The sequence below is a fragment of the Pseudoalteromonas distincta genome, assembly GCF_000814675.1.
Classification (GTDB): Bacteria; Pseudomonadota; Gammaproteobacteria; order Enterobacterales; family Alteromonadaceae; genus Pseudoalteromonas; species Pseudoalteromonas distincta.
On sequence record NZ_JWIG01000001.1, the window covers coordinates 697,017 to 718,188 of the forward strand.

17 protein-coding genes are annotated in these 21,172 nt (G+C 35.3%); 1 reads left to right on the top strand and 16 read right to left on the bottom strand.

Annotated features, from left to right (window positions below):
- From QT16_RS03145 to QT16_RS03160, 5 genes are all read right to left on the bottom strand, one after another.
- Positions 1 to 987 carry a hypothetical protein gene (locus QT16_RS03145; RefSeq protein ID WP_039485584.1) on the bottom strand — a complete coding sequence of 329 codons (987 nt, stop codon included), beginning with the start codon at positions 985 to 987 and terminating at the stop codon, positions 1 to 3.
- Positions 988 to 990: 3 nt separating this feature from the next.
- On the bottom strand, positions 991 to 1,296 hold the full coding sequence (locus QT16_RS20970; RefSeq protein WP_238719413.1) for a hypothetical protein: 306 nt from the start codon (positions 1,294 to 1,296) through the stop codon (positions 991 to 993).
- A complete protein-coding gene (locus QT16_RS03150; protein WP_238719405.1) occupies positions 1,229 to 3,010 on the bottom strand; it encodes a rhamnan synthesis F family protein in 1,782 nt (593 codons plus the stop codon). Before QT16_RS03150 ends, QT16_RS20970 begins: the two co-directional genes overlap by 68 nt.
- Positions 3,010 to 4,077, bottom strand: a complete 1,068-nt coding sequence (locus tag QT16_RS03155; RefSeq protein ID WP_238719406.1) for an HAD family hydrolase — start codon at positions 4,075 to 4,077, stop codon at positions 3,010 to 3,012. The genes QT16_RS03150 and QT16_RS03155 overlap by 1 nt, the downstream gene beginning before the upstream one ends.
- 308 nt (positions 4,078 to 4,385) lie before the next feature.
- Positions 4,386 to 4,964 (bottom strand): hypothetical protein, encoded by a 579-nt coding sequence (locus QT16_RS03160; protein WP_039485586.1) that lies wholly within the window; start codon positions 4,962 to 4,964, stop codon positions 4,386 to 4,388.
- 536 nt (positions 4,965 to 5,500) lie between these two features.
- Here QT16_RS03160 and QT16_RS03165 point away from each other — a divergent pair.
- Complete coding sequence (locus QT16_RS03165) at positions 5,501 to 6,958, top strand: hypothetical protein (RefSeq protein ID WP_152609334.1); 1,458 nt, start codon at positions 5,501 to 5,503, stop codon at positions 6,956 to 6,958.
- A gap of 447 nt (positions 6,959 to 7,405) precedes the next feature.
- Here the strand turns inward: QT16_RS03165 and QT16_RS03170 are convergent, their stop codons facing one another.
- The 11 genes from QT16_RS03170 to QT16_RS20410 all read right to left on the bottom strand — a co-directional run bounded on the left by QT16_RS03170 (position 7,406) and on the right by QT16_RS20410 (position 21,172).
- A complete protein-coding gene (locus tag QT16_RS03170; protein ID WP_039485591.1) occupies positions 7,406 to 7,774 on the bottom strand; it encodes a GxxExxY protein in 369 nt (122 codons plus the stop codon).
- Between the two features lie 855 nt (positions 7,775 to 8,629).
- A complete protein-coding gene (locus QT16_RS03175) occupies positions 8,630 to 9,172 on the bottom strand; it encodes an SCP2 sterol-binding domain-containing protein (protein ID WP_161792774.1) in 543 nt (180 codons plus the stop codon).
- Positions 9,173 to 9,313: 141 nt separating this feature from the next.
- Positions 9,314 to 10,954, bottom strand: coding sequence for a sulfotransferase family protein (locus QT16_RS03180; RefSeq protein WP_039485598.1), 1,641 nt, complete (start codon positions 10,952 to 10,954; stop codon positions 9,314 to 9,316).
- Between the two features lie 834 nt (positions 10,955 to 11,788).
- The gene (locus tag QT16_RS03190; protein WP_039485604.1) at positions 11,789 to 12,763 is read right to left on the bottom strand and encodes an alginate O-acetyltransferase AlgX-related protein; all 975 of its coding nucleotides are present in this window, start codon (positions 12,761 to 12,763) and stop codon (positions 11,789 to 11,791) included.
- A 13-nt stretch (positions 12,764 to 12,776) separates the two neighbouring features.
- Entirely contained in the window at positions 12,777 to 13,523 is a 747-nt protein-coding gene (locus QT16_RS20405) for an acyltransferase (RefSeq protein ID WP_052201195.1), read from the bottom strand.
- Positions 13,513 to 14,190 (bottom strand): hypothetical protein, encoded by a 678-nt coding sequence (locus QT16_RS03200; protein WP_039485607.1) that lies wholly within the window; start codon positions 14,188 to 14,190, stop codon positions 13,513 to 13,515. The genes QT16_RS20405 and QT16_RS03200 overlap by 11 nt, the downstream gene beginning before the upstream one ends.
- A 103-nt stretch (positions 14,191 to 14,293) precedes the next feature.
- Positions 14,294 to 15,451 (bottom strand): polysaccharide pyruvyl transferase family protein, encoded by a 1,158-nt coding sequence (locus QT16_RS03205; protein ID WP_039485610.1) that lies wholly within the window; start codon positions 15,449 to 15,451, stop codon positions 14,294 to 14,296.
- Positions 15,441 to 16,580 carry a polysaccharide pyruvyl transferase family protein gene (locus QT16_RS03210; RefSeq protein WP_039485613.1) on the bottom strand — a complete coding sequence of 380 codons (1,140 nt, stop codon included), beginning with the start codon at positions 16,578 to 16,580 and terminating at the stop codon, positions 15,441 to 15,443. Before QT16_RS03210 ends, QT16_RS03205 begins: the two co-directional genes overlap by 11 nt.
- Entirely contained in the window at positions 16,577 to 17,548 is a 972-nt protein-coding gene (locus QT16_RS03215; RefSeq protein ID WP_039485615.1) for a hypothetical protein, read from the bottom strand. Before QT16_RS03215 ends, QT16_RS03210 begins: the two co-directional genes overlap by 4 nt.
- Entirely contained in the window at positions 17,548 to 18,783 is a 1,236-nt protein-coding gene (locus tag QT16_RS03220; RefSeq protein WP_039485618.1) for a glycosyltransferase family 4 protein, read from the bottom strand. The genes QT16_RS03215 and QT16_RS03220 overlap by 1 nt, the downstream gene beginning before the upstream one ends.
- Entirely contained in the window at positions 18,776 to 21,172 is a 2,397-nt protein-coding gene (locus QT16_RS20410; RefSeq protein WP_052201196.1) for a glycosyltransferase family 2 protein, read from the bottom strand. The genes QT16_RS03220 and QT16_RS20410 overlap by 8 nt, the downstream gene beginning before the upstream one ends.

Here is a 21,172-nt window from a genome sequence, read left to right on the forward strand (position 1 = left end):
TTAGTCACTTTTAACCTTCTCATGAAGTCTATCTGCAAGGTTATTTATCAATGTGATTGCTTCAGGGTTCATAAGCCAACTATCTTGTATCAATGTTATCGAGCTTTTATATTGTGCTTGCTCAAAATTTATGAAGTTTTCTTTAAACTTGCTATACATTACCTTTTCAGTTTTTTTATCTATGAAGTAGTTACCAACAGGTAAGGTAGTTACTTGCGTATTCATTATTTGATGCAGTTCAGTAATGTCCAGCTCAGAGTAATGGGCTAGGTATGCTTCTCTCACATCATTACCATGCATTCCATACTTCGATGACATTATCTTGTTTAAGATCCGGATAGTCTCAGTATCAAAAGGGTTTAAAGAACGATTGCTAGATACTCGACTCTCAGACTTTTCAAGATACTTTGTCGAGTATTCGCAGTTTATTATTGAAAAAAATAGCTCTAATAAATTTTTATCTTTAGCCGCTTTGTCATAGTCAATCAAATGTACTTTTTTAATTCCGAAAACCTTAGCAAAGCGCTCTATTTGGAGATCTGCTGACAGCATATAGCTTTGTGCGGGTTTAGCTAAGTGCTCATGATAAAACTCAAAAAATGATACAGACTTACCATGCTTAATTAACTCTTGCCAAATTGAGTACATTTTTAAACTAGCTCTTCGCCAGCTGTAAATAATATGAACTTCAAAATTACTAAACTGCTTTTTTAGATATTCAAAGTCTTTTACCGTAAAAGAAATAAAATCCTCACTAGATAATAGAATATCTGAGTCTATCTCTTCAAAAAACTTTGAGTCAGTATCTGTCAGTTTTTGCTCTTTAATAAGATCACGAATTAAGTGATGACCAAAAATACGAACATAGTTTTTGGGATAAAACACACCATTATTTAATAATTCATTTTGATTATCTAAACACACTTTTTGAATTAAAGTTGTACCTGTTTTATGTGGCCCCACATGTAAAAATAATTTACGTTTCATTTACTACTCACCTAAAAACGGAAAACGGCCAAAATCACTGACCAGCGGCCCCCACTTGAGGATCTGCGCTTCATCTAAACTTGAATCACCCACAAATGGATTTTTAAACCCGCCTGCGTGCCACTTATCTAATGGGTTAAGAATATGCAAGTTTTGCAATCCAAAATCGCCCGGTATTTGTGCATCAGCGACAGCATTATCACCAACGTGAATAAAACTTTGTTTTGCTGGTAGGCTCTCTTTATATATGCTGCCAAAGAGTACCGTTGTCTTTACGCTTACCCAAGTTACTTGACACCAATAACTCAAACCCAACACTGACCCCCACTTTAGCAAGCATCAGCGACACCTGGTCTTGCGTATAGTAAGTATCTGAGGCAACCGTTACGTGTTTGCCACCTATTATAAGCTCATTAAATAGATCAACCATTTCGTCTTTAGGCACAATCATATCTAAATCATAGGCAAATTCTTGTTCGGCATACTGTACAGCTTGCTCTTTAGTCCAGCCTAGTTGGTTTGCCAAGTATTGATATGTTTCAAAAATATCAACGTCGCCAATAAAGTTTTTTTCTTTTCTAACTTCAAACTCAGCGTTATTGCGTGCTTTAACAAAGCTATGGGCATCACTTACTGTTTTACTTTTTACAAGAGACTTCCCGAGTAATAACTTAGCATAATCTGGGGCGTGATACTTGCGCCTCACTAACGTATCAAATACGTCAAAGCTAATATGATCAAATGCACCAAGTTGGTGGCGTAAATTCTCTTGAGTGTTGACGTATTGGGCTAAAATAAAGCTATTATCAAACGTTAACTGTCCCGACTTTGGATAGTAATATAGTTGTTTAAAGCCGTTTTTCTCTACCAGTAGACCAAGCATTCGCTCAAGCGCATGCAGTTCTGAACCATCATTAGAGAGCGGCTCGGCAGGGAAGTCATCATACTTATAACTTTTATCTAAAAGCTGCTTTAATGCATCAGGCCTTGCCCAAAACATGCCACCAGCAGGGTAAGATAAAAAGTCATCACTTAACTCTATGCCCCACTCTTTTGCTATTTTTTGTGCATGAGGCTTATTTTTCAGCCAATGATTAACCCAATCAGGCATCATCCAAAACGAGGTTGGGTAATACATACCACTTTTAGGGTTATCGTTAAAATGATTAAGTACTTGCTTAATAACATGCTGGTCTTTTAACAAATACTCACCTAAGTAATCTGCCCATTGTGTTTGAGCTCGACCTGAGTACAGAGACTTTTTAGAGTGCATATGGCAAAACAAATCATAGCTTTGTAGCTCGCTTGCAAACTCAACAAGCATAGGTCCAAAATTTCGACCATGGTTAGGCACTACTTTTACCGTCACGTTATTTACTTTTGCACAAGCTTCGAAATCGTTTGTTGCTTTTTTAGCAAGCTCATCACTAGCGACACTCACAAAAACATCTACTGATTGTGGAAATTTAGCCAAAGCATCACAGTAGTAATCAATAAACTCACCATAAAAAACATGGAAACACATTGCTATTTTTAATGAGGTAGCCTCACCGTCGGCAGTACTTTGTATTGCTTTTGGATGCCATTTTTGAGTGGCAGGTAGCGATGTACGTCCTTCTTGCTGACCGTGGTTTAAGTAATGGACTAATGCATGTTCGCCTTGTAAATATATGTCTGTATTACATTTATAATAAAGCTCTGTATCAAAATTTGGACTTGGGTTAACACAGCTAAATTTTCCTTTATGTAAGTAATCTTCAAAGGCTTCAAGCTCACAGCTAAATGTACGACACTGCTGCGCGCTATACCAAGCGTAATCAAATAAACCGGCCTGCTTCGCTCTACTTAGCAAATATGAAATATCTTTAGCTGTATACCCTTTATCATTAGCGTTTAATTTAGCGTACTCACGGGTTTGTATCCGTTCATCAACTCGCTTTGCTAATTTAAATAATTGTGGCTGGTTTTTAACAAAGTTAAATACACCCGGCATCGTTTTTTTTATAAGTTGTTTATTTATCATTATGCTAAACCAAAAAATTGTAGTGCATTGACGGTACCATTACCTGTCACGTCATCGTCAATATCAAATATATGTTTAGTGCTTCTAGGAATCATATTCGGCTTACTTAAATAATTATTTAGTAGCAGCTCTAACTCATCACTATTAAACTCTATTTGATGCTTACCTGTATGGTGACAATACTCAAGTGCTCCAGCCATAACTTGCTCTAATTCATAAAAGTAACGTTGTGATGACACCTTGCGCCCATAGTAAAAATCAAACGTATTTTTATCAAATGTATTAAACCTAATACCTCTAAACTGCCCGAAAGGCGCTGTTAACAAAGATTCCAAAAACATAGAACGGTCCAATGGCAAGTATCCCTCGCCTAATTTCACGCCTTCTTTTAAATAGCCTTTCATTGTTGCTGTGTTATCGGCTATGCGATGTTCTCCAGGTTTAGAAGATATTAGATAATGACCAACCGTGTCTTTATCCAATAAAATAGTCAGTAATGACTGAATAGTCCCTGAGTAACCTAAATCAACTAAATGAAGTGTACTTTGAGCAGTAACACCTAATGATGCTAAATAAGCTAAATAGGGTTTTTTAATAGAAGAAATAACGTTATCAAGTAACTCTTTATGTTGAGTTAAAACGTCTATTATTTTTTTTCTGTCGTGAGGTAAATATAAAAGTTCCTGAATAATATCGTCACTAAACACTTGCCGTATTTCTGTATTTGAAAGTAAAAAACGCGTGCGCATTAAGTCAAAAAAAGAGCCATTAAAGTCACCTTTTAAAGAATACTCATAGCTTCTGCTATCACTCAAAAGTAATTTAAATAAAAAGGCGCGTGATGCTAGTAAATAACAACTATTACCTTGTTTGTCACTACCCGATAAATACTGTTGGTAAGCCTTTTCGAGCCAATACCCTTCTCTAGCAAGAAAGAAAAGTGGGGTGTTTTTAGGTGTACTTTTTGCTAAATTATGCGAAAAAAAGCTCAGCGTAGGACCCATAAACGAAGTGCCAAAAGACGAAAAACGAGCTTGTGAAATTTGCAGTTCTGCAATACTTTCCATTTTGATTAATACCATGATAGTTAAAACTAAAATATATTCACCGGAATTCAATAGCCACTTTAATTACAGCAACTTTTCATCCTTGAGTCGAGGGAGTTAGTTTATGTTATGTACTAAAAATAGTAAACCACAACTTAAACTAGCCAACGGTTTACTTATACCCTTTTAAAAATAATGTATAAATAATTTTAATAAAATCAAACTGTGTTAAAAAAGGGGTTGATACAGTTTCTCTAAATGGATTTAACTTTACTTCATCCGTAAATAACACTTGCCTATTAGGCATATATTTTTTGCACATTCTAGCATTAGAACTTTCGTAATATGCCATAACTTCGTTGTATTTGCTCAATAGTCATTAAATGTGATGGCTGTGGATTTAACTCAATATCAATTATCTCTTGGGCAAATGTTAAAAAGTCTAACCTCTGTTGGCCAGTAATATGCGTCATTCTTGCATTAGCTAATCGAGCAAACTCTAACATTGGATTGCTCCATTTTTCGTTAAGCTTTGCCTTAGCTAAATCCAGTCCAGAAAGCTCTGTAACTCCAATAGCCGATAGGAAATTAAGCCTTATATCATCACCAATAGATGATTTTTCATAGGGAATAATGTTAATTGAGTCTTTATTAAAAAAACTTGCCCAAAGATCAATAAGCTGTTCATAGTCATATCGCAAAGACTGTGACTGATACTGCTCCATAACCTTTTTAAAAACCTTAGGGCTACCTGCTTTAATTTCAGTTGAATATGATGATTCTATATAGTCAGCTTGAGGTCTAAGATATATTATTATCTGTAGCGTAATACTTAACTTTTCAAAAAAATCTCTTATGTATTTTAGTGCATGCTCTCTTAGCCTTGAACTAAAGTGCTCAGCACTCAAAACGATAGTTTTATTTGGGTGCTCATTAATACACTCTTCTAGTTTATTCCATAAAAAGTCAACCGGTTGAGTGACAGACCCTAAAAACTCCGGTGGTGAAACAATGTCTTATTCACTTTACAAAAACAAAACTACCACCGAGGGCACAGAGGCGCTGCGCGCTACACCGAGAAGTTATTGGCTCTTCTCCTTCATTTCTCTGTGTTCTCTGTGGTGATAACAATGTCTTATTCACTTTACAAAAACAAAACTACCACCGAGGACACCGAGGCGCTGCGCGCTACACCGAGAAGTTATTGGCTCTTCTCCTTCATTTCTCTGTGTTCTCTGTGGTGATAACAATGTCTTATTCACTTTACAAAAAACAAAACTACCACCGAGGACACCGAGGCGCTGCGCTTCACCGAGGAGTTATAAAATCTTTACGTCATCATGATGATACATATAGAATACGCCCATAAAAAGCTTTATGAAAAGGAGTCTGTAGTACTTCTGTTCATACATAAAAAATATAATTGAACGTAAAGGGAGATACCGTGAAAATATTGGAAGTGCTAAAAAATGCTGATTTAAGTACAGTACACAATGGCCAAGATACTGTCGCAGACATGTATTACAAATACAGAATAAAAGACTTAAATAAGCCAATTGTAATCACTTTTCCCCCCAATAGAGAAACAATCAATAACAATCCGAATATTGCCCCTTTTAATTTTAACTTTTTATGTCGATACGATATAAATATTGTATGTTTTGGTGTACTAGGAGCCCATAAAGATAACTATTTTATGCATCCAGAATTTTCAGCATTTATAGAAAAGTTAGGGGTTGCATTAAAGCCTTTTAAAATACGGTTAGGGTACGCAAATAGTAAGGGCGGATTTGGAATTGGGGCTTATGCTAACGCGCTAAAATTAGATCATGCAATTTTATTTCATCCAGTCAGTACAAAAAATATAGCTCTAGTTCCGTGGGACAACCAAGCTACAACTAAAGCTTCACAGCACCTAGATTGGTCAGGCCCTTACGGAGACGTAAATATGGGGGAGTGCAAGGGTTTTGTAATATACGACCCCCTCAATCCAATTGACGTAAAACATGCAAATAGATTCCCTAATTTAAAACATATAAAAATGTATGGATACGGGCATAGCCAAGGATATTATTTTTTAGCACAGCATTCCGATCTAATTAAAGAAATGTTAAATGACTTCATAAATAAACAAGAAGTAGATATAACAAACCTAAGAAAAAAAGGTAAATTGCTCAGAACAACTAGCTATTACTACACTAAACTTTTAGTAAAAAAACCAAAAAATAAAACACTACTAAAAAGCCGAGAAAAACTTGAAAAACTTGTCACTTCACCACAAGTAAAACCCATAAAAAAGCAATCAGAAAAGAATATTAATACAATTAGAGATTCAGCTTTAGCTTTAGAAAAAATAAGCCTTGAAAAGGCACTAAACCTGATGAAAATTGCATTAGAGCTAAGCCCTAAAGACTCATTTATTATTAATAAAGTCAATGAATACACTCTAGGCTTTATGGAGTTATCACTAAAAAATAATTTAAAAGAAGAAAAATGTAAGCAAATAAAAAGTAAAGCTGGGAAAGCATTATATTTTGATCATATTAAAAATAAATGTACTACGGTAAATGAATCCAAGGCCCATAACGACAACCTATCATTAGTTGCATTGAATATATCCGCTTCAAACCAAGTTTCGTTTTTTACTATAAAAAACAAAACTGATCTAGTTCCTTTATTTATATCAAAAAAAGGTCTTACGAAAAGTGCTAATAATAACTTTAAAAGCCTTTCCGAATTAATTCATACCGATGACGGCTACTACCTAATAAAAACTGAAGAATGCTATTTGTGTGCAGAGCCTTCTGGTAAAGTTTTATCTAATCGTAAAGTCGCTAATAATTGGGAGCGTTTCAGTATTAATAATTTACCTAAAAACATTTTGGACCCTTTGGTAAATTAATCCAAAGCGGCTACTAGCTCTTCAAATAATTATATAAGATTTAGTAGAGATGGTTTATGCACCAGTTAATCTGGTGCAAACCTATGCTTATGCTTTGCCCCACTTCCCTTGTGTTGCCTTTGTAGTAATTAAAGTATTGTTACCATCTAAGCGCTACACCGAGGAGTAATTAGAGCCTCTCTTTTTCTTCTCGGTGAGCTCTGTGTTCTCTGTGGTGATAACAATGTCTTAATTACTTTAAGAACTTTTAGCCCAAGACAAATCTACCACCGAGAGCACAGAGGCGCTGCGCGCTACACCGAGAAGTTATTAGAACTTATCTTTACTTCTCTGTGCACTCTGTGGTGATAATAGTCTCTAAATCACTTTCGTTGTATATTTAAAAATAAATCTACCACCGAGGGCACAGAGGCGCTGCGCACTACACCGAGGAGTAATTAAATGATGCTATACGCTAATTCGTTTAATGCCATCTAACAATTTAACTTGATTGAAGTTTATTAATAGCCCGGTTTTAATACCAGACAACTTTAAATATGTAATTAGTTGAGCGGAGTGGATTGGTAGTAGTTTATCAACAGCCTTCAATTCTATGATTAATTCACCTGGTATTAAAATATCTAGCCGGTAACCAGCATCTATTGCTCTACCTTTATAATTTATTGGAAGAAGTACTTGGTTTTTAACTAGTAAGCCAGCATCGTGAAGCTCATACATAAAACAGCGCTCATAGGTAGACTCTAGGAGCCCTGGCCCCAGCGCTCTATGCACTTCTATTGCGCAACCAATTACTTTTCTAGTTAATAAGTCTTCCATAACTACCTTTTAATTTAGTATTGAAGCTATTTGTATTAATTCAGTAGATATAGATTAACTATTTGTTTTTAGCAATTTTTACTGTTACGAGGTTTTAAAATCTAACTTAGCAGAAAAGCCAGCTCTAACAGCTACACAGAGAAGTTATTAGAGCTTATCTTTACTTCTCTGTGCACTCTGTGTTCTCTGTGGTGATAAAATCACTTTAGTTTTTTACTTAAAAATAAATCTACCACCGAGAACACCGAGGCGCTGCGCACTACACCGAGGAGTTATCAGATCTTACTCCTTCACTTCTCTGTGGTGATAACATGTTTTATTCACTTTATGAGCTTTAGCCAAAACAAATCTACCACCGAGAACACCGAGGCGCTGCGCGCTACACCGAGGAGTAATTAGAGCTTCTCTTTTACTTCTCTGTGAGCTCTGTGGTGATAAAATCACTTTAGTTTTTTACTTAAAAATAAATCTACCACCGAGAACACAGAGGCGCTGCGCGCTACACCGAGAAGTTATTAGAGCTTATCTTTACTTCTCTGTGCACTCTGTGTTCTCTGTGGTGATAACAATGTCTTAATTACTTTATGAGCTTTAGCCAAAAACAATTTACCACCGAGGAGTTATTGGCTCTTCTCTTTTACTTCTCTGTGCACTCGGTGTTCTCTGTGGTGATAATAGTCTCTAAATCACTTTCGTTGTATATTTAAAAATAAATCTACCACCGAGGGCACAGAGGCGCTGCGCGCTACACCGAGAAAAAGTTCTTCTCTTTTACTTCTCTGTGCACTCGGTGTTCTCTGTGGTGATAACAATGTCTTAATCCCTTGTTTATAGGGTACAAAACCAAACATGTTATTAGTTTGTGGTGGCTAGCTTGGCTTGGTAGGTCTTCACTTTATTATTAATTACCTTGCCATTAGGGCGAACTTTTTGAGCTAACAGCATTAATTGCAATGCTTTTTTCAAATCTGTACTTTCAAGCCTCATAGCTTCATCACGAATAAAATCCACATTAAGCGGATCAGTTAAATCACTATCTTTAATATTATGTATATCTAAACGCGGCGCTTTTTGGGGTTGTTTGTTCTTTATATTAAAAAACGAAAATAAATGGTTTGATATGCTTTCTAAGCGCTTTTCGTCAAGCGCATATAAGCTATTAGTTATAGCCTCTGCTAAGTTTGGCTCGCCCGTAACTTGTAGCTCATCGTTTTTTAGCGCGTTAATAATCACTTGTTTATCATTTAAGCTCATTGCTACATTAAGCTTAGTTTTTATTTCCGCGCTTACTTTACGCAACTTAGTAGCTTCAAAACCTGCATCGCCATAGCTTACAAACCAGCTTTTTTTTATATCAGTCACGTTTAGCTTAACAACTTGACCTTTTAAGTTACCCAAAGGCGCACTTAAAAATAAATAATTTAACGCCTTGCACAAAGCTTTGTTTTGAAGTGTTTTAGGTATTAACCTAAGCGAGGTCGTAATCAGAGTTTTTTTCATAGTGATAGTTTTTCATTAATATAAAGGGTAAAAAATAATTTACAGCTTCGCCCAATGCTTAAAACAGCGTACAACAAAATCACGCTCTGCATTGGCGCAGCTGATATTACTTGTTATTTTGTTGAGCCAGCTAAACTTATTTTTTCCTTTAACTTGTTGAGCCATAAGTTCATAATAAGTACTCACCCCTGATTTGTAATCGCGTGCTAATTTTAAGTGCGCAATCTTACTTAATACAGCAGGGTGTGTTTTTTCTGACTGTGCCAGCACTTCTAAAGCAAGTTCAATTTTGTCTTGCTGAACTAAAAACTCACTGTAATTTAGAGCGAGGGGTGCTAAGTAACCAAGTAGTTTAATCCCTATTAAAAATTCATTTTCTGCCAGTTCAGGCTTACTTAGCTTTATTAAACAGCCTGCTTTTTTCACATAAAATGTAGGATTTTTTAGGTTAGCGGCTATCGCTTTATCAAAATAGTACAAAGCGAGTTCATATTCTTCTATAGCTTGATAGCACTCCCCTAGTAACATATTTACATAAGGGTAATTAGTACCAAGCGCAATACACTTGTGATACACATGTATAGCATCAATAAAACGTTTATTTACTTGAAGTAACCGTGCTAATTCAAGCTGCACTTTACCAACAGCCTCATTAAAATGCACCTTAACTTTATTTAAGCTTTGTTCATCAATTGATTGAGACCTAAGGTCAACTAAGTAATCAATGCATATGTTCTCATCTAATGTACTTAATAAAGATATATCAACCTCTTTTTTAAGTAGTGATTTATTAAAAACCGATGCTGTTACACTAAGCTTTGTTACCTTATCTTTATATTCTAAGTAATACTTTTCATCCTGCTCTGCAGAAAAAGAATAAGCTGGCAATTCATTCGCAGAACTAAAATTAGCAATATTAAGTAGCTCCTCCCAAACAGAATCAAGCTGTCTTTGTAATGCTAATGATAGTGAGTCTTTAACATTTGTAGATGCGCTATCGTTAAATAAACTACTATCAAATGGCGGCTCTATATTAGTATCAAGTTCAAATCCAAAGCGTGTATTTATACTGTTTATTATTGGGGCTCCCTCAAATAAAGCTCGTTGCGTACACAAAATCACTTTATCAGGGTGAGCTTTAGCAAATTTAAGCATTCGCTTATTATAAGCAAGCCATGCTTTTGCCGCAATGTCCGGTTGCGCCCAAATTTTTAAATGGAGGTTTTCGCCGGTAACATCCATCAGTCCGTAAGCAAGCTCACGGCTATGCCTATTAAGTAAAGATTCAATACAGCCGCTCCAATGGCGCACAATAAAAACGTAGCTGCCCAAGCTACCAAGCGCTTGCTCCCACTGCTCTAAAAACAAACAAACCCTTGGGTCCTTAACACTCCAACTATAACTTTTGGCCGAGCGTGCATTAATATATTCATATAAAAAATCAGGCCCTGGGTCTAGTACTACTTCATCATGGAACTGCCAATTACTACCAACAGCTTTTAGCTGCTCATCGTGTAACTTTACGGCCTTTAAATCTTCGTAGTGGCCTTTAACATTACTTATATGAGGGGCAACTAAGTCTTCGCCTAAATCTAGCCCAGCATTAGCTAGGTAATTGGCTAATGTTGAGGTGGCGCTCCTATGAAACCCCGTACACACAATAACAGGTTGACTTTGCATAGACCTTATCCTTAATGAATCATCAAATATTTCTGGGTAACCGCTACTTTCTAAGTCACTCAAAGTGTCACCATTTATTAGTTTTTAATTTACTGAGATTATTTTGCCTAGAAATAATACGGTAGTGCTAGCATATTAAATGCGCTTGTTTAATTTTTTCTTCAGTTAGTTGCTCATAAAAAGAATCAAGTTTACTTGGTTTTTTATCGACAGAATCGACTATGATAGCTGGAGTGCTAGAGTTTAGAGGGTGGTGGTCGAATATATTGGTAAATGATGCTGTTTTAAATATACATTTAACCTCAATTTTTTCATACCTACAACGAAATTTAGATACCGTATGCGGGTGCTTAATATCGTGATTCCAACGCCAAACCTTAGCTTGTAGTATACTTTTTGGGTTAGAAATTGCTCCATTAGATGACATCATCACCCAGGGGATTTTTATACAATCAACTGCATAAAATTCAGTCTTTATTATATCAACTAACCTAAGTGATTTATGTTTATTCGATGTAATAAATTCATCAACGTCTATATATGCAATCCATCCAAAAAGCTCTCGAATTTGCTTATAAACACAAGATGCAAAGTTACTTTTTATGATATTTTTTTCAAAAAAAATCGTTACGTTATTGTACTTTTCTACATCATTATAGATAGACTTATCATTACTATCATCATCAATGATATAAATATGGTCTACCCCTTCACAGAGATAATAGTCAACAAACTCTTTAATAAAAAATTCGTCTTTACAACGGGGTAATAATCGTTAAAAACAACCTACCTCTGCAATTATAAAAAATTATGATAAAGGTCTGCACTTTAAATTCATTCAAAGAACTTCTTTTTCCATGTTTTATACCTTTGCGAGTTTCTAGGTAAAAAAACCATATTTATAGCTTCAGTATCTTCCGGGCTTAATTTAGACATATCGACTGTTGGGTTAATTAAACTTAAAAAGTAAGGCTTATCATCACGACTATCAGGAACATTAGCCAAGTACCTCTCAGCATTACCTGTAAGTATCACATCTGGCTTTAATTTATTAGAAAAATCCTGATCAACATAAGGTTTCCTGACATATATAACTTCTTCAAATAACGCACTTAGAATAGTTAAACACCCTACAAAAAAACTATCCCCAAACAGGAGTAGTCTTTCTTTATATACTGCATCATTATTAATTTTTATACGAAATTCACCTGTATTACCTTTCAAAGCAGCTAAATTCGAAAAACTTTGTATATTTTCATGACCAATGGCGCCGGAGATATACTTCCGCTTTATTGGTTGAGCACCAATCATTCGACCTAAGTCACCCAGTCTATTAGTTGTAACAAATTGAAAAACAATATCTTGAAAACTATAGCCTAATTTATTCAAAACAGGTTCTACTATACTAAAGTACCCAATACAGGAGCAGTGATTACCATCCTTTACGTAATAATCCTTTTTTAAACTTGCTGCATTAGGATAATAGACTTTATAGGTTAGGTGTTCATCTTTGACAATAGGGTAAATGCTCAAACCTAAATTTGAAAAGTCAGCAATATAAGCCATAGCCTTTGTTGGGAAGATTATATGATGATACTTACAGTTATTGGCTGTGGTAAAGCTTATATTACTCGCCATATTTTCTTGAAAATTTTCAATACTAGATTTGCTAAGTTTTATATTACCAAGCATATAATCAAATTGTTTCTGGGCTTTATTTTTTTGTCGCAAAAATAAAGTACTATCATTAAGAATTACAACCCCATTTTCAACTTGTAAATCATTACAGTCCTCTAAAGTGATTTGCATCTATTATCTTCCTTTATTTGTCAATAGAGCTTACAGCAAGATAACTTTTAAGATTAGCAACTTTTTCTTCCCACCTAGCATTCCTAGCGGAGCTTTCCATCTCTTCTATACTACTTGCTGGCATTCTAGACCAAGTAATATTGCTTTTTAATTGCCGGGCTGGAACTCCTGCATAAATTGAATTTGAATTTATACTACCGGTACATATTGAACCTTGAGCTATTACAGTATTAGCTCCTATAACTGTGCCCTTATTTATTACAACATTTCTACCAATCCAAACTTTCTCGTTTAATTTCACATCAGCATCTATATTAATTTTCAATCCTGTATCTAAATTATAAATAGAATGGTGATCAGAAGTATCAACTATTACCCCTGTTGAAAACATACAAAAAGGAGCAATATTTATACTTTTCCCTCCTATAGCTATTAACTTAGCACTTCCAATACTCGTAAAAGCACCTATAATTATCGTGTTATTATTTCCCTTTATCCGTATATCTAAATTACTCAAATCACAATAAGGCCCAAATATTACAGTATTCCCATTACCTGCGATTAAGGCTCGAGATTTTAAAATAGTACAATTTTTACCAAAATAGATTTTGTTATCATTACCATGCTTTATATTGACAGAAAGCCCTTCAGTAATTGCGTCTAACTTAGAGTAATAATAAGAAACTCCTGTTTTAACGTCCTCAGAATAACAAACATCTTTTTCAAGTAAGAAAGTTTCGGATAAACTGTCATCTATCATATTTTAGATCAATTCCATTTATAAAGTTATTATATTCAGTTAGTAAAATTCGCACGAATTTGGGTTTAAAATGATCACGATCAACAAGTAATTCTGAAGCATCATACTGTTCTAAAAAGATATTTGGGTTAAATAATGATAAACTGTCATATTTTTCAGACAATGACTTAAGCATTAAGTTTAAATTTACTCTATAAGGATCCAATTCGATTAAATTTTTGTCTCTTTCTATATTACATACCAACACTATTTTCTTGAAATAACCAAATAGCCCCATTATTTCGGTTTCTAAATTTTCAAGAGGCATAATATAGTTCTCCGCGTCATTGAATTTGGCCTTAGAAATACATGTACTATGTAACTGTACACCATCAAAAGTTCTATAGGCTAGAGTAGACACTTCAATTAGAGCAATACCAGGGAATTGAAAGCACTCTACGGAACTTAGACTAGAAGAGCAACTATCGCTATTTACAACTAAATGGTGTATGTCTTCTGGAATGCTCTTTTCCCCCGCCATTAAAGCTATTCTTTGATTTATTTCCAATATGTTATGAGCATACCAGGAAGAGTTTATATTGGCTAAGTCAACTTTACCTTGTCTATGCAAGTGCTTCATAGTAGCCATAAGCCGGCAAGTCCCCAAGGCAAATACTGTTCTTTTCATAATTAAATCCTATAATACTTATTGTGCGTTCAAAGTTTTCAGTTTGAGCATTAAAAACCTAAGAAGTATAACGACATTCACAATCATCAGCTTGCATAAATTCTTAACTAGCGTTAGCTAAGCTCGTCAAACTAGTAGAAGGATTAATATTATTTAACTTAAGAAACTCTTTAAATTGACGAGCTAACTTTACGCGTGAAATATCATAATCTTCGTAATTCCAATCATTAATTATTTGATTGATATTGCCTTGGTTTATTCCCTGTGGATAGTTTCTAGCATTTGCGTGTGGTATTTTCATTTTTTCACATAATTCTTTAGTTCTAGAGTCTATATATAAACAAATTGCTGGCACCCCAGCCTGAAGAGCAGATTGAACGCCGTGAATACGTGTACCAATAACAATATCCGAATATTGATGTTCGAGCATCCACTGGGTGGGATCTACAAATACTCTAAATTTATTTTCAATCGATTCGACGAGCTCTTCTTCGGAAAAGCCAAGTTTTTGATAAAATGGTAAAATACGCTCAAAAGAGTGTTTAAAATCTTCTTTTGAGTAATTAATAGTTACATTGATCAAATCCATAGGGTGTTGAACAATATAGCGGCCTTTATTATTGATTGCTAAATTTAGTAAAGATCCTTCAAGTTTTGAAAAATCTTTGTTATATGGACTCCCAGCTGCTATGGATATTTTTTTCATACCTGTGGAGTTGAATCTATCTATTATAGTTTTACCTAAATTAGCATTTGGGTTTATAAAATTTGTCTGGCAACCAATTGGTAATGCTTTATCAGCTAAACCCAACTTTTCTAAAATGGAGTAAGTATAATCGCCTCTTACAGTTAAATTTGGGGAAGAGCCTATAGACCGCTCTGTTAATTGTCTGATCCAATCAACCGTCCCCTGAGGAATAAAACTTAAATCTTCAGTTTGTTCTTTAATTTGCGCACCTAAGCCAAGCCCCACAACAGGAACGTCTAATTGTTCAAGCCTCATACCTCTTTTTCCAAGATCAGTATGAGAACCAAGTTGGTTTGCAAGAGAAAATACTAAACCATTACCAATCTTATTAATAATTTCAGGCTTAGCGCCGAAGCCAAATTTTCGGTTGGAGAAAGCAATACAACAACGAGTGGCATAGTAATAAACTAAATTACCTGTATTTCCAGTATATAGTCGCTGAAATTCACTACTGTTCTTTGGGTATATAGTCTGCCCATGATCTGGTCCAACATATGACCAATTAAGACTCATCGCTAAACTCCTTCAGAGCTGCTGTCACAGTTAAGCCCGTTGACTCTATAATTTCGACATACTTTTTAGCTAAAAATTTTCGATTCGTATCGTAATCGACGCCTGAAAAATTCAATTTTTTATATATCTCTTCGATCGAAGTGAATTCTAAATCTTTGATACTGCAATTAGGCAATTTCATTATATCGACCAGCTCACTTGTTCTGCTATCATGCGATAGGAAAACTGATGGTACGCCAGATTGGAACGCAAGCATATTGCCATGGAGTCTGGTACCAATAGATAAATCAAACTTTTTGGAATATTCCATCCAAGAGTTTGCACCAAAGAAAGTGACAAACTTGTCTGTTATAAATTGTTTAAACTTGCCTGATGTATATAAATTTTTCCATAGCTTTTCTTGAAATTGCATATGAGGACATGACTTATCATAATCATCACCCCTTGCTGCTTTAACTATCTCAAGTGGATTTTGGCACACAACGTTAAAGCTATTTTTGCATACTAGCTCAATTAACTTTCTGTACTCTGCATAAAACTTTTTACGGTGTGTATCAACATTAAGTAGGATACTTGGTTCAGGTATTTCGCCCTTTAAAACCTCTGTAAGCTTTTTCTCAATAGTAACCCCTAAATTGTTACTTAGATTTGTAAGGTTAGAAGGGCAACCTAAAGCCGTTACTTGCTTTACACCGTAGCTATGAAGTACTTCTGCGGTGTAGCTACCTCGGCACGTGATATGGAGGGCTTGATCTTTTAAAACAGAAATGAAACGCTCCGTACCTTCTTTTAGAGCTATTTTAGAGCCGGTAGCGGGGGCTTGTGCACCGATGCCAATAACGAGTAGAGGCAGCTTTGTTTTTTGCAACTTATCGGCTAAAGCACCAAGGTCACGATCAGGGTGTAAAAAATTAGAGGCAGGAATAACAATGATATCGAAATTATCACGGATATAGCTAGGATTAAAACCCCAATTATTTAAATATTCTCTCTCACCAATTATATGGCTATCTACAGCATTCCAAAAAGCATGGTTACCAACATTTAATCCAGAGCGTTTGTATGCATCTTCAGTTTCAACTAAAGCTGAACGGAAGTTAGGATCTTCACCCAAAAAAGCTATTTTCATTTTGTTCCACTTGTATTTTTTTTTAATATAAATTCGAGTACATCCTCAACACCATTCAATGGGTTCCATGAAAAGCTATTTGGTGTATTAACCGGGCTCACATTATGGAAACTCAATTCACTATTAGTATTGTTTTGTAGGTACTTAGTTATAAACTTTTGGTTACTTTGTTTGTAATTTGCAGCTATTACCTTTTCGTAAGCTACAGGTAGTTTAAACTCTGTGCTTTTTTTCAGGTCCTTTCTAAACTCTTCAAGTAACTCTGTTTGATTCTCCATACCGTTACGGTTCATAGCTAATTTAAGTAATACCTCGCTATGGCTCAGAGAATAATTCGACGAGTTACTATCTGGGCTTACTAGTTTATTTTGAATAGCTTTGTAATCAATTTTTAATATATTTAAAAAGCTAATTAACAGCCCTTCTTTTTCTTTTTTTACATAATCGTAATCTATTACCTTTACGTCTATGCTTTCAGCGCTCCATTTTTCACAGTACTCCCAGTAATCCATATGCTGGCTGCTTGTTTTATCCCATGTAAGATTAGAAGTTCTAGCTAGCGCTTTAACATCTTGATTAAAACCAGAGGCTATTAATTTATCCTGGCGTCTTACCGATATAACCACTTCAATACTTTCAAAAATACGGTTAAAGTATTCTTTTAATTTATTAATGCCACATAAAATAAAATACTCTGATGAAATAACTACCGTTTCTGCGTTAGCTGATTGGGTTTTAAGCAATTCTTCAATGTCATTAGTGTATTGTTTTTTTAGCTCATTTATATCTGTTCTTATTCCCAAGCGGCTATCGTCAATTAAATAACAAGCTAGGAGGTGAGGCTTTATGCCCCCCAATATTCTAATATTGCCATTTTCTTCAATAACTTTATGGTTTTTATTCAGTACGCCTTGAATATAACTACTACCCGTTTTAGGCATACCTACATGTAAAATGAGCTTGGCCATTAATAAACCTCTTTTAAGTGAATGTCAGCACACTCTTCTATCGTGATAGGAACCTGTATATTATCAACATACTTTTTCCAACATGTGCTATTACTTACAACTTCCTTAATTTTACTTGCTAAGTCAACAGGGTTTTTAGTTCTAAATAGTATTCCTGTTTCTCCATCTTTAATTTTTTCGGCCATCCCACCAATATCACTACCAATTAACGGGCGACCATGTTTATACGCTTCTTGAATTACCATAGGGGAGTTTTCCCACCATACCGAAGGAATAATAACCCAGTCGGTTTGTGCTAGTAAGCCTGGCATTTCATGTGGCTCATAAGAGCCATGCATAGTTACAGTACCTTCTAATTCCCCTAAGAGCTCTTTAACTTTTTCTTTAAACTCACCGGTTTGGTGCTCTAAGTTAGCGCCATGTATATCTAAGTGGACTTGCTGTTTTACCTTTTCTGGCAATGCACTAAACGCTTGCAGTAGCACATCAATCCCCTTAAAAGGATTTACTTGTCCAAAAAAAGCAAAACGGCCACGGCATTCGCCTTTAGCTAATTGCCTTGGTGGTAAAAAATCAGCCTTGGGTTGACCATTTTCTATCATGGTTATTTTTTCTTTTGGCAGCCCCCAGTCAACATAGCGGTCAACTAAAAAGTCACTTGGAGATACAAATTTATCTACATTATCAAATACAGACTTTATGTATTTTTCTCGTAGGAAAAAGTCTGCTGCAGAGCGCTCAGGAAAACAGGTTGCACAGTCGCTCGGCGCTGCTTTATAACACAGCTTCATTTGTGGACCCGGCTTCACCATTTGGCCGTTATTTCCGCAAATTGCTAAATATTCATGCAGGGTAACGATTATTTTGGCATCTGGTAACGAGTTTTTTACCTGCTGTATCATTTCTAACCCCATATGAATATAGTGATGAAAATGAACAACGGTCGGTTTAAAGCTCTCTAATAACAACTTAAAGTCTTGCCAAATATGCTTTTTATAAGCCGACTGAAACAAGAAAAAATCGCCCATAGCAGTATGGTACAGCACTTCGTTTTCATCATTTCGAGTAGAGAATGTAGAGCCGCCATGCGCTTGTATATCTGTTCGGGCTAAAAATAGGCTTTCAATTCCTCTTTTTTTATATTCACTATACAGATTATAAGCAGCAACTTCTGCTCCGCCTTTACTTAAATCTGGGTGCCCGTGTGAGACTACTAAAACTTTACTGTTAGACATTTTTTTCTCTTAATTCGTTAATCATATTATTCCAGCGTGCAGTATGCTGCCAACCATTAAATAAAGTAAGTTTGAATTTCCAATCGCCTTGGTCAACTAACGATTGCGATTGCCTTTCTAAATGGTAAAGTTTTTCAGAACCTAACACGTAGTTTTCATATCCCTGCTCAACTAGTTTTAAGCATAGGTCAGAGTCTTCAAAGTCACCCAATATATAACGCGTTTCAAAGCCCCCTACTTGTTCAAATTTTTCTTTGTCTATTAATAAACATGCTGCGGTAACAGTGTCTGATTTATTAAATTCAAATTTGGGAGCTAAGTTTGCAGGCATTCCTTTGTATTGGTGCTCATTTAGCCATATTCCACCAAACTCGCGGCTTTGGTTAAATTGCATACCAATGTGCTGAATGGTTTCATCTTCATAAACTAATTTAACACCCATCGCACCGATGTTGTTTGTAGTACTGTACTTAGTTAGCATTCGCTGTAACCAGCCAGACTCTGAAGGAATAACATCTGAATTTAATAATAATAACCTTTTTCCCTTTGCCTGGGTCACGCCAAAGTTGTTGGCACCAGAAAAACCAAGGTTTCGTCCGCATGTTATAACTTTAAAAGGAGTTGAATAAAGTTTCGAAACATCTTCACACAATAGCAGTAACTCATGCTCTATGCGGGGGTCATCTAATACATAAATTAATTCTACATTATTAAATGTACTGTCTTTTTCAAATTGACTTATTTGGTGTAACACAAAATCGTACCGCCCGTATAGTGGTACAATTATTGTGCATTCTGGGTCAGTGTTTAAGCTACCAAATTCATAAGTTTTAATTTCTGAAGGTTCTGGTAGCGCTACTCTATCAGCCCAAATTCCTTTTAATGCAGGCATTATGTGATCTTGATAGCATGCAACAACATTGTTGTTAGTTGGCTCTACGTCTACTAATACGTGCTGAGTAGCCATTACCTCGTTATCACTCACTGTCATAACTGATAACGGGATACGTACTATCGCGCCAGATTTTTCGAACAACAAAATTGCAAGCTCTGATGATTCCTTTTTAATCGCGCTATAGCAATAAAAGCCGCCTTTATAATTACTTGGTAAGTGTTCAAAAGCATCATTAACATCTGGTCTTACTTTTAGGCATAATAGTGGCAGTAAGTTTTCGCTAATTTTAGTACCATTGCTTACGCAAATTGCAGATAAAGTATTAAAGTGATTATCTATCCAGCCACGAAAAAAAGTACCATTTTGTCCGCATGTTATTGCAGACTCTACCTGTATGTTTGTTGTCACTTCATTTATATCAACAAACTCTTTTTTAACCTCTGAAAAATAGCTTGCTCCTAAGTTTTCTATCAACCACCTTCTAGCTTCAATTAAGCTAAAGTTATTTGTATCTAACAGCTTATTTTCTAGTTCTTTGTGGTCAAACACATTAGCAACGTCTAAGTCTGTCACTTTTTCTGATTGAAGGCTTTCAAACTTTAATTCTAAATTGTTATTTGTTGGGGTATTTAGCTCTACTATTAATAAAAAGCCGTGCTTTTCTTTCGTGCCTGTTAGTTTTAAGCTTTGTGCTACATCTAACCTTTCTCGCTTAATACATGTAAGCACCCTTAAAGGAGAGTCTAGTAGCTTAACCGAAAAAACAATTTCAGAGTCTTTTACTGTATCTGCACACCAACCTTTAATAATTACAAACTTATTTTTAAAAGTCCCTACTCGTTCTATATAATGTACTATGTCGGAAGGTTCTTCTTCTACTTTATCTTGATGAGCTGCTGTTAAACTCATTTCTACGTCGTCCATTTCTACTTCATGCATTTGTATTTCGTCTGTTTCATCTATTTCGTTAAAATCATCACTTAGGTTACCTAAGTTACTATTTGGTTGAAGTGATAAAAACTCATTATATGTATTAGCTAGCTTTTCTTCACTAACCTCTGTCATATCTAAAGGGAGCGTTAATTCATTTTTATCACTTTTAAGCTGCAAGTAAAATTGGCCTGTTAATAACTCGCAATCGTACAATTGAAAAAAGCCTGGGGTTAAATCTCTGCTTTTTAAGTTTAAATGACTTAAAACATCTTCACGGTCTTCACGCACAGAACTTTGCAAATAGACTGGTATTTTGTCTTCACCAAGTAATGAAATTGATACCGAGCTTTCTTGATCTATGGCCCAGCCGCGAATAAGTAATTGCTCATTCTCTACAAAGCCGCAAATATCTATCCAATACTGGATAGGTGATTCAATAGTTTCAGTCAGTTCGTTTACTTCAGTATCGTTAGTAACAACAGATTTGTCTGAAGTATCTGCAGGTGTCTCTTTGCGTGTAGATATACCTTTGCTTTTATTATGTGCACTTTTAAACCACAT